Annotated in this window: 12 protein-coding genes; 7 read left to right on the forward strand and 5 right to left on the reverse strand. The window is 64.3% G+C overall.

Annotated features, from left to right (window positions below; all coding sequences use genetic code 11):
* The first annotated feature begins 17 nt into the window (after positions 1-17).
* From AAAV44_RS03760 to cobK, 7 genes are read left to right on the forward strand one after another with little or no spacing between them, the layout of a single operon-like run.
* On the forward strand, positions 18-974 hold the full coding sequence (locus AAAV44_RS03760; RefSeq protein ID WP_349114615.1) for a histidine phosphatase family protein: 957 nt from the start codon (positions 18-20) through the stop codon (positions 972-974).
* Entirely contained in the window at positions 974-1948 is a 975-nt protein-coding gene (gene cbiB / locus AAAV44_RS03765; protein ID WP_349114655.1) for an adenosylcobinamide-phosphate synthase CbiB, read from the forward strand. Before AAAV44_RS03760 ends, cbiB begins: the two co-directional genes overlap by 1 nt.
* Positions 1945-3168: a histidinol-phosphate transaminase gene (locus tag AAAV44_RS03770; protein ID WP_349114617.1), complete on the forward strand. Its 1224-nt coding sequence runs from the start codon at positions 1945-1947 to the stop codon at positions 3166-3168. Before cbiB ends, AAAV44_RS03770 begins: the two co-directional genes overlap by 4 nt.
* Positions 3161-4660 carry a cobyric acid synthase gene (locus AAAV44_RS03775; protein WP_349114618.1) on the forward strand — a complete coding sequence of 500 codons (1500 nt, stop codon included), beginning with the start codon at positions 3161-3163 and terminating at the stop codon, positions 4658-4660. Before AAAV44_RS03770 ends, AAAV44_RS03775 begins: the two co-directional genes overlap by 8 nt.
* Positions 4657-5172, forward strand: coding sequence for a cob(I)yrinic acid a,c-diamide adenosyltransferase (locus AAAV44_RS03780; RefSeq protein WP_349114619.1), 516 nt, complete (start codon positions 4657-4659; stop codon positions 5170-5172). The genes AAAV44_RS03775 and AAAV44_RS03780 overlap by 4 nt, the downstream gene beginning before the upstream one ends.
* Complete coding sequence (locus AAAV44_RS03785; RefSeq protein WP_349114621.1) at positions 5173-5814, forward strand: precorrin-8X methylmutase; 642 nt, start codon at positions 5173-5175, stop codon at positions 5812-5814.
* A complete protein-coding gene (cobK, locus tag AAAV44_RS03790; RefSeq protein ID WP_349114622.1) occupies positions 5811-6584 on the forward strand; it encodes a precorrin-6A reductase in 774 nt (257 codons plus the stop codon). The genes AAAV44_RS03785 and cobK overlap by 4 nt, the downstream gene beginning before the upstream one ends.
* A gap of 211 nt (positions 6585-6795) precedes the next feature.
* Here cobK and AAAV44_RS03795 read toward each other — a convergent pair whose 3' ends face one another.
* The 5 genes from AAAV44_RS03795 to AAAV44_RS03815 all read right to left on the reverse strand — a co-directional run bounded on the left by AAAV44_RS03795 (position 6796) and on the right by AAAV44_RS03815 (position 12082).
* Positions 6796-6981 carry a hypothetical protein gene (locus AAAV44_RS03795; RefSeq protein WP_349114624.1) on the reverse strand — a complete coding sequence of 62 codons (186 nt, stop codon included), beginning with the start codon at positions 6979-6981 and terminating at the stop codon, positions 6796-6798.
* Positions 6982-6990: 9 nt separating this feature from the next.
* Positions 6991-8010, reverse strand: coding sequence for an ABC transporter permease (locus AAAV44_RS03800; protein WP_349114625.1), 1020 nt, complete (start codon positions 8008-8010; stop codon positions 6991-6993).
* Positions 8007-8780, reverse strand: coding sequence for an ABC transporter ATP-binding protein (locus tag AAAV44_RS03805; protein ID WP_349091719.1), 774 nt, complete (start codon positions 8778-8780; stop codon positions 8007-8009). The genes AAAV44_RS03800 and AAAV44_RS03805 overlap by 4 nt, the downstream gene beginning before the upstream one ends.
* Positions 8780-10216, reverse strand: a complete 1437-nt coding sequence (locus tag AAAV44_RS03810) for an efflux RND transporter periplasmic adaptor subunit (protein ID WP_349114627.1) — start codon at positions 10214-10216, stop codon at positions 8780-8782. Before AAAV44_RS03810 ends, AAAV44_RS03805 begins: the two co-directional genes overlap by 1 nt.
* Positions 10217-10348: 132 nt before the next feature.
* Positions 10349-12082, reverse strand: a complete 1734-nt coding sequence (locus AAAV44_RS03815) for a L,D-transpeptidase (protein WP_349114628.1) — start codon at positions 12080-12082, stop codon at positions 10349-10351.
* Between the last annotated feature and the right edge of the window lie 98 nt (positions 12083-12180).

Genomic DNA, 12180 nt, shown 5'->3' on the forward strand with positions numbered 1-12180 from the left:
CGGGGAAGAGGGCCTTCGTGCGCGAAAAGCTCGGTTTCGCGGCGGACGATTTCGTCGACGCGGCGCAGCTTGCGGAGGACGGCGTGCCCACGGCTTTTGCCGGCCGCGTCGCGTACCGTGCTGAGGAACTCGTACGCGCGCTCGACGCTGACCGGGCGCTCGAGCGGCTGATCGGCTTCGACGCAGTGATTCTGCCCTTGGTCGGCTCGGGGGTCGTCCCCATGCGTGCGGAAGACGCCCAATGGCGCGAGCGCGCGGGGCGCCTGGGATGCGCGCTCGCTGCGCGCGCCGACGTCGTCGTGCGCATGACGTGCGGGATTCCCCAGGTCATCAAAGGAAACCTTGCCGATGCGCCTCGAGGGACGCAGGGCGCGGGCGCGCCTTTGGAAGTCGTCTTCGTGCGCCATGGTGCCACGGCGGGCACGGAAGACCATCGCTACAGCGGGGCGGGCACCGACGAGCCCCTGTCGAGCGCGGGCGAGCGCGCTTTGCGCGACCTCGCGTGCGATCGTGACGTGTTCAGTGTTATCACGAGCGGCATGGCCCGCACCGACCAGACAGCGCGCATCCTCTTCCCGAACGCGGAGCTTATGGCGTGCCCCGGTCTGCGCGAGATGGATTTCGGCGACTTCGAGGGGCAAAGCGCCGCCGAGCTTAAAGAGGATGCGCGCTACCGCGCCTGGGTAGACTCCTGGTGCGAGACGCGCTGCCCGCACGGCGAGGGCAAGAGCGATTTCACCCGCCGCGTCGTCGCGGCGTTTCGGGAGGCGTGCGAATCGGAGTGTGCCCAGGGGAGCGGGCGCGCCGTCTTCGTCGTTCACGCGGGTACCGTGAAAGCGCTGCTCTCCGAGCTAGCTGTCCCGAAAATGGGATACTTCGACGTGCATACCGAGCCGGGCGGCGCATGGGCCGCCACCTGGGATGGGCGCTGCCTTTTCGACGTTCGCCCCGCTTCGGGGGGCGATGTCCGGTGATGACCATTCTTGCCGTCGCCGCCGGGTTCGCGGCCGACCTTGCCTTCGGCGACCCGCGCTGGCTTCCCCATCCCGTCGTCGCCATGGGGCGCGCGATCACGTGGGCCGAAGGCCGCCTGCGGGGCGCATTCCCGCAAACGCCCGCGGGCACGCGCGCCGCAGGGCTTGTGCTCGCCGTGGCGCTTCCGCTTGCGTGTGGACTTTTGACCTGGGGAATCCTGCATCTTTGCGGCATGGTTCACTCCGGCTTGCGCTTCGTGGCCGAGGCATGGGCGAGCTATCAGATTCTCGCGGCATGCGAGCTTCGCCGCCAGAGCCTGGCCGTGGTCCGCGCGTTCTCGAAGGGCGGCCTTGTCGCGGCGCGCGAAGCCGTCGGGCTCATCGTTGGACGCGACACGTCTGTTCTCGACGAGCAGGGCGTGGCGCGCGCCGCCGTGGAAACCGTGGCGGAGAACGCGAGCGACGGCGTCATCGCGCCGCTTTTCTACCTTATGATCGGGGGTGCGCCCTTGGGCATGGCGTACAAGGCGGTGAACACGCTCGACAGCATGGTAGGCTACAAAAACGAGCGCTACATCGACTTCGGCTGCGCCTCGGCGCGCCTCGACGATGCGGTGAACTGGATTCCCTCGCGCTTATCGGCCCTGCTCATGATCGCCGTGTGCCCGATTGTCGGGCTCGACGCGCGCGGGGCGGCGCGCATCTGGCGCCGCGACAGGCGTCGCCATGCGAGCCCCAACTCGGCGCAGACCGAGTCAGCGTGCGCGGGCGCGCTCGGGCTGCGCCTGGCGGGACCCGCGGTGTATTTCGGCAAGCTCGTTGAGAAACCGACGATAGGCAACGCGTCCCGCGAAATCGAGTGGGGCGACATCGCACGGGCGACAAGGCTCATGCTCGCCGCGTCCGTATGCGCGCTCGTCGTCTTCGGCGCCGCGCGCGCGGCGGTCGTGCTCGCCGTGGGGGCGATGGCATGAGGGAAGACCACGCCGCGCCCCAGGCTGCCGGGGGAATCCTGCGCGCCCGTACGCATGGGGGCAGCTCGCAATCGCTCGGCATCGCTTGCGAAGGGGGCGCCTCCGACCTCATTGACTTCTCGGTGAACGTGAATCCGGCAGGCCCCTCGCCGCGCGCCGTCGCCGCAGCTTGCAAGGCGCTTTCTCGAATCGACGCCTACCCCGATAGGGAAAGCCTCGCACTCGTTCGCGCCCTAGGGCGCGCCCAGGGCATTCCCGAAGATACTATCGTCTGCGGCGCGGGCGCGTCTGACATCATCTGGCGGCTCGCCGCGGCGGTACGCCCGAAACGCATCGTCGTGTGCGCGCCGACGTTCTCTGAATATGCGGAGGCGGCATCGTACTACGGCGCATGCGTGCAGGAGTTCCCGCTCTCCGAAGCGGATGACTTCGACGTGCCCGCCTCCTTCGCCCGCGCGATCGAGGGGCCGGGAGACGTGGCGTACCTCTGCAATCCGAACAACCCGACGGGGCGCCTCGTCGACCCCCGCGTGATCGATGCCGCAGCTTTCCGCTGCGAGCAGGTGGACGCGCTGCTCGTCGTGGACGAGTGCTTCCTCGGATTTGCGCCCGACGCCCGCGAAAGGAGCGTGGCCGCACGCGCCGCGTGTTCGCACCATGTGGCCGTGCTCTCCGCGTTCACCAAGCTCTATGGAATGGCAGGGTTGCGGTTGGGGTATCTGATCAGCGGAAACGCCCAACTCATCGAGGGGATTCGTCGGGCGGGGCAGGCGTGGCCCGTCTCCTCGGTCGCCGAGGCCGCGGGCATCGCCGCCCTGGAAGACGTCGAATACGTCTCGCGCACGCGCGATGTATTGGCGGGCGAGCGAGCGTGGCTTTCCCACGAGCTCTCCTCGCTCGGGCTTTCCGTCGTGCCGTCGGATGCGAACTTCCTTTTAGTCCGCACGCCGGCGAAAGACATCCCCGAGCGCCTGTATAAACAGGGGGTTTTGGTCCGCACGTGCGACTCGTTTTCGATACTGTCCCGTTTCTGGTGCCGCGTCGCCGTGCGCACGCACAAGGAGAATGCCCGGCTTGCGATGGCGTTCAGTCGCGCGCTTCGGGCGGAAGGCGCATCGGGCGAAGGCGAACCCGACGAACGGGGCGGCGCTTCTTGCAGCGGCGCTATGGCGGGCGCGGATGGCCGAGGCTCGGAGAAGGAGGTCGATACCCGTGGGTAGGGCGAAGCCCATCATGATCCAGGGCACCATGTCGAACGCGGGGAAGAGCCTGCTTGCGGCGGGGCTGTGCCGTGTGCTTTCGCAGGACGGCCTGCGCGTGGCTCCCTTCAAGAGCCAGAACATGGCGCTCAACAGCGGTGTCACGGCCGACGGGCTCGAGATGGGGCGCGCCCAGATCATGCAGGCCGAGGCGTGCGGCATCGCGCCCGACGTGCGCATGAACCCCATCCTGCTCAAGCCCGAAAGCGACCACCGAAGCCAGCTCATCGTGGCCGGCAAGGCGCAGGGAGCCTTCGCTGCGAGGGACTACTTCGCGCGAAAGAAGGCGCTCATGCCGCAGATTTTGGAGGCGTTCGATTCCCTCGCGGAGGAAAACGACGTTATCGTCATCGAGGGCGCCGGCAGCCCCGTCGAAATCAACCTTGCCGAAAACGACATCGTCAACATGGGGCTCGCGCGCGCCGTGTCCTCCCCCGTGCTGCTCGCGGGCGACATCGACCCAGGCGGGGTGTTTGCCCAGCTCTACGGCACGGTCGCGCTCTTTGCGCCCGAGGATCGCGCGCTTTTGCGGGGGCTTGTGGTGAACAAGTTCCGCGGCGATGTGGAAATCCTGCGCCCGGGTTTGGCTCCGCTCGAGAAGATGTGCGGGGTTCCCGTCGTGGGGGTCGTGCCGTATCTTACGCTCGACCTGGACGACGAGGACTCGCTCGCGCCGCGCCTATCTGCCCGCGATGCGCGCGGCGTCATCGACGTCGCCGTCGTGCGCCTTCCGCATCTTTCGAACTTCACCGACTTCGACCCGCTTTCGCGCGTGCCCGGCATGGGCGTGCGCTACGTTTCCTCGACGACCGATCTGGGCCGACCCGACCTGGTGGTGCTTCCCGGCTCGAAGTCCACGGTCGACGACGCGCGCTGGCTTGCGGCTAGCGGCATCGGAGCCTGTGTACGCGCGCTTTCGGGCGCGGGCACGCCGGTGCTCGGCATATGCGGAGGCTACCAGCTTTTGGGAGACGAGCTTTCCGACCCGCACGGCAGGGAAGGCGCTGGCACCGCGCGCGGGCTCGGGCTCATCCCTGCAAGTACGGTGTTCAAGGAGGAAAAGCGCCTCGCCCAGTCGGAGCTGCGCATCACGGGCGCCCAAGGCGCGTTCTCGGTGTGGAACGGCATGACGGCGCGCGGGTACGAGATTCACGACGGCGAAACGACCGTCTCCTGCGCCCCTGCGGGCACGATTGGCGGCAAACCAGAAGGCGCGGCCTGCGGAAACGTGTTCGGAACCTATCTCCACGGCCTGTTCGACGAACCGGGGGTGGCACTCGCCCTCGCGCGCTCGCTCGCGCGCATGCGCGGCCTGCCCGAGAGCGTCGTGGGTGCTGAGGGCGCGGTGTCCGCGGCCGATCACCGTGCGCGCGAGTTCGACCGCCTGGCCGACTCCGTGCGCGGGGCGCTCGACATGGAGTATGTCTACCGCATTATCGAGGAGGGCGTATGATCCACGTGTATCATGGCGACGGCAAAGGCAAGACCACGGCGGCGATGGGGCTCGCCCTTCGCATGCTCGCCGCAGGCCGCTGCGTCGTCGTCGTGCAGTTCCTGAAAGACGGCGAAAGCGGGGAGGCGCGCCTGCTCGCCGAGCATTTCGGCGTGCCCGTGTTCGCGGGGAAGGCGTCGGACAAGTTTACCTGGTCCATGACGTCGGAAGAACTTGCCGCGACGCGCGAGTTGCACGATGGGAACCTCGCTTCCGCGCTCGCCGAGCTCGAGGGCGCGCAGGAGGGGCTGCTCGTGCTCGACGAGGCGCTCGACGCGCTTTCGAAGGGGCTTGTCGACGAGGCGCTCGTGGACCGCGCGCTCGATATGTCCGCGCGCGGCGTCGAAGTAGCGCTCACCGGGCGCGCGCCTTCCCGCAAGATCGTGGAGAAGGCCGACTACATAACCGAGATGCGGTGCGAGAAACACCCCTACGAGCAGGGGATATGTGCAAGGGAAGGAGTGGAGTACTAGATGGATTCCAAGGAGATGGCGCCCGGCGACATCGAGCGGCGCAGCTTTGAAATCATCACCGAAGAGCTCGGCGGCCGCACGTTCCCGCCGCTCGAAGAGCCCGTCGTGAAGCGCGTCATCCACACCACTGCCGACTTCTCGTACGCCGATTCCCTCGTGTTCACCCATGACGCCGCGCACTGTGCGCTCGACGCACTGCGCGCAGGGGCCACGGTGCTCACCGACACGAACATGGCGCTCGCAGGCATAAGCAAGCCCGCACTCGCGAAGCTCGGCTGCAAGGCCGTGTGCTACATGGCCGACCCTGATGTCGCCGCGGCTGCGCGCGCCGCGGGCACGACTCGCGCCGTTGCGAGCATGGACAAAGCTTGCGGTATCGAGGGTCCGCTCATCGTGGCCGTCGGCAACGCTCCCACAGCACTTCTGCGCCTCGCCGAGCTCATGGACGCGGGGAAGATCGCGCCCGCGCTCGTCATTGGGGTGCCGGTCGGGTTTGTGAACGTGGTCGAGGCGAAAGAGGAGCTACTCGCGCGACACGTGCCGGCCATCGTCGCGAGGGGTCGCAAGGGCGGCTCGACCGTGGCGGCCGCCATTACGAACGCGCTTCTCTACCAGATCACGCGCCCAGGCGGCCCGAAGTGACGGCGCCCGCATCCGCGCCGGCGCTGCGCATCTTCGCCGGCACCACCGAGGGCCGCCTTCTGTGCGAATGGGCGAGCGGGGTGGGCATCCCCGCCCGTGCCTACGCGGCAACCGAGTACGGAGGCGAGCTTTTGGGCGAGCTTCCGGGCATCGAGGTGCATGCGGGCAGGCTCGACGAGGCCGACATGGAGCGCGAACTTTCCGGCGCGCGCATCGTCGTCGACGCCACGCATCCCTTCGCTACGCTCGCAAGCGGCAACATCCGGGCCGCTTCGCTCGCCGTGGGTACACGATTCCTGCGCCTTGCGCGCCCGGTCGAGGCGCTTCCCAAAGGCGTCGTGTCGGTCGCGTCGATCGCCTGCGCGGCGCGCTTTCTCTCCGAGAACCCGGGTCGCGCGCTTCTCACGACGGGGAGCAAGGAGCTTGCTCCCTACACGCGCGTCGCCGATTACGCGGAGCGCTTCTTCGTGCGTGTGCTCCCGCTGCCCGGTGCTATAACGAAGTGCATCGACGCGGGGTTTTCGCCGTCGCACGTCATCGGCATGCAGGGGCCCTTCACCCGCGAGCTCAACGAGGCGATGCTTCGGCAGGTGGGCGCCCAGTGGCTTGTGACCAAGGACTCGGGAACCGTAGGCGGCACGGCCGAGAAGATCGCCTCCGCGCGCGACGTGGGAGCGCGCTGTATCGTGGTCGCCCGTCCCGCCGAGGGAGGCGGGGCCCTTTCGCTTCGGGAAGTGGAAGACGCGCTCTTACGGGAGTTCGCGCGCTAGGCGCTCGCCGCGCCTAGCGCGCCCTCCCGCCCGCGAGGAGGAGCGCCCCGAGCAAGCTCGACCCGTACAAGCCCGTCATCCGCCAATAGCTCGAGGACGACGCCCGGAACTGGCGCAAGCAGCCCTTCAATAAGTTGCGGTGAAATAGTGTCTGTTTTGCTACTAGATAGCATATTCAGTCCCTAATTCACCGCAACTTGTTGGTGGTGGCTTACTGGTAGCGTAGGCACTCCACCGGGTCGAGCTTTGCCGCGCGGCGAGCGGGGTAGAAGCCAAAGATTACGCCGATGCCGACGGAGACGGCGAAGGCCAGCAATACCGTGGCGATTGAAAAGCTCGGTGTGATTTGCCCGCTGGCACCGAGCTCGCCGAGAACCCCTGATCCTGCGGCAAACATCGCAAGAGCTCAGGCCAGCAGATAGCCAATCAGGACACCCAACAGTCCGCCGGTGACGCACAGCGCCGAAGACTCGGCCAAAAACTGCGCGGTGATATCGCGACGACTTGCGCCCAGGGCACGGCGAATACCGATCTCGCGGATGCGCTCAGTCACGTTGGTGAGCATCATATTCATAATGCCGATACCGCCGACAAGCAGCGAGATACTGGCGACAGAGCCCATGATGAGTGAGAACGCGCCCATAAAGGAGTTGAGCGCATCGATGGCGCTTTTCATGGAGGTCGCCGATACACTGTCGTACTCATCATTCTCCGCGATGCCCTTCATCGTGCGCACCTTGGACTCGATGGTCTTACAAAGCTCATCCATGTCTGTGCCCTCGGCGGCAAGTGCCGTCACGCTGGGGAATGAGGGATTCTCGTCGCCAAACAGACCTGAGATGGTTTCGCGTGGCATATACAGCGTGAGAGAGCCCATGGAGTCGTTGCCGCCATCAATCACGCCTACAATCTGCACCTCGCCGTTGGACACCTTGATGGTTTTCCCCACCGCGTCCTGTTCGTTGCCGTAAAGCTGATCGGCGCCGCCGCGACTGATGAGCGCCACACGCGAGCCTGATTGAGACTCGGCCTGGGAATAGGTGCGCCCCGCAACGAGCTTGCTGGCCCCCACCGCGTCGAGCATGTCGCTATCGACGCCCTGTGCCATGACGGTATAGCTTTTATCGCCGGTCTTGTACTCGGTGTACGCGCTGTCGACAATTCCGATCTGCTCTACCTGCGGCACTAGTTTTTGAAGCTTCTGAACGTCAGAATCGGTGAGTTCTTGGGACGAATAGATCTGAACCATACGAGCTGCGTTGAGGCCCAGGCTGTTGACCAAGCTATTTTGGATGCCGCCGATGAGCGAAGTCATGGCAATAACCGAGGCGATGCCGATGACAATGCCCAGGATGGTGAGCAGGCTGCGCCCCTTGTTGGCCTCGAGCGAGTGAAGGGCTTCCTGGATGAGATCGCGGGCGCTCATGCCACCACTCCTTTCGGCGGGTTGGCGGAGGCGGAAATCATGGGCAGGCTATCTACGGCGCTGCGCAGGGTCCGCGGTGCATGTGGAATATACGCGCCGTCGTGAATGCGACCGTCGCGGATGGTCACGGCACGGTCGGCTTCGGCGGCGATGCCGGGGTCGTGTGTGATAAGAACGATGGTTTTGCCGCGCTCCTGAAGTCTATGGAAGGTCTCCATCACAAGCGCTCCAGTGGCGGAGTCTAGGTTTCCCGTTGGCTCATCGGCCAGAATGATGGGCGGGTCATTGACGAGGGCGCGTGCGATGGCGACACGCTGCATCTGGCCGCCCGAGAGCTCGGATATGCGGTGGTCCCAGTGGTCGACCGGTAGTGTGACGGCCTGCAGCGCGTGCACGGCGCGCATCTCGCGCTGGCTACGGGGCACATTGGTGTAGGCCAGCGGCAGCATGACGTTTTCGATAACCGACAGGCGCGGCAGCAGGTTGAAGCTCTGAAAGACAAAGCCAATGCTCAGGGCGCGGACTTCGGTGAGCTCGTCATCATCGAGCTCGGCCACGTTGAGCCCTTGCAGGTAATAGTCGCCCGCCGTCGGTTTGTCCAGGCAGCCCAGGATGTTCATGAGCGTTGACTTGCCCGAGCCCGAAGGGCCGGTAATGGCGACGAACTCGCCGGGATCTACCGCCAGGCTCACGTTATGCAGGATGTGGGCGCAACCTGCCTCGCTCTCAAAGATGCGGTGCACGTTGCGGATGTCGATAACGGGACGCATTACATGCCCTCGTCGTCAGACATGCTGCCCGAATCCGTGCTGTAGCCGCCGTCAGCTGTTGCGTCAGCTCCGGTGTCCATGACGAGGGTGTCGCCATCGCGCAGCTTGGTAACCGGCACGTTGGGGTTGATCTCGTTGCCCTGGTCGTCGCGCTTGACCTGTGTCTTGCCGACTACGGCTTCGTTGTCGTTTTGCGTCACGACGGTCACCTTCACGCGACGGGTTTGCTTGCCCTCTTCATCAGTCGCCACGTTGACGTAATAGTGTTCGCCGTCTTCGGTCATGAGCGCCATCGTCGGCACCATCACCACGTCGTCGAGCTGCTCGGTCACCACCGAGACCTCGGCCGTCATGCCCGGCTTCAGGCGCGCGTCGGGCGCCTCGATGAGAATGTCGACGTTAAAGGTTACGCTGCCGCCGCCACCGTTGGCGGCGTCGGAGTTTGCCACCGACGCGATAGCCGTGACGGTGCCCTGGCTCACGATATCGGGAAACGCGGGATACGTGACGTTGGCGCTCTGCCCAACGGCGATCTTGGCGATGTCCTTTTCGCCCACCTGCACGGTCACCTTCATCTTAGATAGGTCGGCGATCTGCATGCACTGCTTGCCGCCGCTCGTATCGCTTTCGCCCATGATCATGCCGCCTGTAACCGTGGCGCCCACTTTGGCATTGAGCTCCACGATGCTACCCGAGCTCGGGGCCGTGACCGTGCGACTGGAGGCCTTGGCGTTCGCCTGGTCGAGGTTTGCCTGGGCTGATGCGAGGCTGCGCTGCGCGGCCGATACGGCGTTCGTGTCTACTGATGCGGCGGAGACGCCAGCCGCTGCGGAAGCTCCCTCGACGTCCGTCGTTGGGGTGGCCTGCGCGGCAGCTGCGGCTTTCTGCGCGTTGGCGAGGTCTTCTTGAGCGGCAGCAACTGCACGCTGCGCCTCGGCAACGTTGCGATCGAGCTCGTCGTTTTTAATGGTCATAAGCACGTCGCCCTCGTTGACGGATTGGCCTGCCTGCACGTTGATAGAATCGACCGTGCCGTCGACAGAAGGGGAGACCACTGAGGACGAAATGGGTTTGAGCTGGCCTTTCGCCTCGACCGTTGTGGTAAACGTGCCCTCGGTCACCATGTCAGTCACAGGCCCACTAGCGCCCTGTGGCTGCGCATTGATAACCAGGGTTGCGACAATGGCAATGAGCGCGATGGCACCCACGACGCCGGCGGCAATACCGCGACGAATCAGCTTTTTGCGTCGACGTTCGGCACGCTTTGCCTTGAGCTTGGCATATGCCTCTTCATCGGAAATCTCGGCCGTATCGTTCGCGCGTCCGCTCTGCTTGTCGGCATGTACGTTTGTAATCAGAGGAAACGTTTCGGTGGCACCTTCGGGCGTGCGCTCGGTATCATCTGGGCCCGGGGTGATCGTGGGGACATTCGGCATAGCGTCTCCTTTATAGAAAGAACCTCGATAATTATATGCGCCCACCGGTTGGGGCGGGCGCATAGGATGGTTTCTTTCGGAACTGTTAGATTGGTCGCAGCGATTCCACGTTGTAGGAATGCGCGCGTTGCACTACGAGTGGACAACCACGCACAGGCCGACTTTGATGCAATCGTGCAGTGCCTTGGCGTCGGCCAGGCGCAGGTTGATGCAACCGTGGCTGCCGCACCACTTGTACGACTCGGCGTTATCGAAGCTCTTGTCGTTTTGCCAGGTGGCGTCGTGGAAGCCGATCATGTTGCCCTCAAACGGCATCCAGTAGCTCACCGGGCTCTCATATTTGGGTTTACCGGTCTCGGGGTCCTTGGCTCCGATCAGGGTGCTGCCGCCGTCGTTGCTGTTGATCTGCCACACACCCTCGGGGGTGGCGTCTTCGCCCGGTTTGCCGGAAATAAAGTTGGCCTCCCACACGATATTGCCGCTCTCGTCATAGTAGCGCGCGTGCTGCTCGGACAGGTCGACGTCGATATACGCCTTCCAGTCGGGCTCTCCCTTTGCGGTAAAGGTGTCGGCCTTCTGGGAGTACTTGATCTCGATCTCGCCGGTCTGCTTGTTGTTAATGGCGTCCTCGACCTGCTTGGCGAGCGAGCTGCTGTCGATGGACCAACCAAAGTCGCCACCTTCGACGGCGCACTGCTTGCCATCGGCGCGCGTCCACCAGCGAGTGGAGCCCACGGTATTAAAGCCGTTGGCGAGCTCGGCTGCCCAACTACTGATCTGCGACGTATCGAGTGTGGGGTTGGCCGGATCGGCAAAGCTGATCCACTGCAACACAGAGCTGCCATCAACCTTGCCAGCGTCCTCGCCGTTGAGCTTGAGGGTCACGTTGACGCCCAGGAAGTTGTTGGCGGCATCACATGCGGCCTGAATCTGATCATCGGTCAGCGTTCCATTGAGCGGCTCATAGGCATCGTTGCCGAGCTTGGAGAGATCTACGGTCTCGGCCAGCGAGGCAAGCTCGAGCTCGGCATACTTAATGACATGCTCGCGGTTGAGTTTTTCGTTGGAGCGCGCCTTCTCGACGGTAAACTTGCCGGCCTGCTCGTCATAGGAGCTATTGGCCTCGAACGTGCCCGAACGGCCCTCGTTAAACTCGTCGATGGCGGCGCCCAGATCCTTCTCAAACTTCTTTTGGTCAAAGGTGTCGGAGAGCATGGACAGGTCGACGTCTTGATCAAGATCGACTTCGTTGGAGGTAGCAGTTGTTTTGGTCTTGCCGCTTAAGGATTCCACAAGGCGGACCGGCCATACAAAGGCCTCGTTGTGGCTGATGATCTCTTTTGAGGCAGCTTCGCCGTCGACAATGGGTTCATCGGACTCGGGCTGATAGGACCAGCTAAAGTCATCGCCTGTCACGGTGAGCTTATAGTGCTTCCATGCCGAGTTGACCTTGGTGGCGGCAGACGAAGCGTTGGAGAACGAGACGTCGACGCCGGCGATGGTGGTGTTGGGGTATGCTAGCTGCGAAAACGCTACGATGCCTACGATATAGACAATGACGATAAGACCCAGGACGACAAAGAGCGTCGTCTTTTTGCCTGACTTTTTGTTCTCGGCGGGTTTGCGCGCGGGGCCACGATCGCCCCGAGCGTGCGTGGGGGGCTGCTTGGGCGCATTGCCGTTTGCCCGGCGCTGCTGACGTTGTTGACGCTGCTGTCGCTGTTGGTTCGGGCGTTGGGAAGCGTTTGCTGCACTACGCTGCTGACCGTGGCTCGGCGCGATAGGACGCGGCGACTGAACGCCGCCGGTGTGCCTGCTCGGCTGCTGCGGATCGGGAATCAGTTGAGTTCGATCGTTTTGCGACATCGTATGCATATCCTTCGATTTTCGCCTTGCGGTTCATCGTGTTTTTACTGGGCTTGCATTATAGCGATTGCCCTGCTGTTTGTGGTACGGAAACGGTG

The sequence above is a fragment of the Collinsella sp. CLA-AP-H1 genome, assembly GCF_040092945.1.
GTDB lineage: Bacteria > Actinomycetota > Coriobacteriia > Coriobacteriales > Coriobacteriaceae > Collinsella.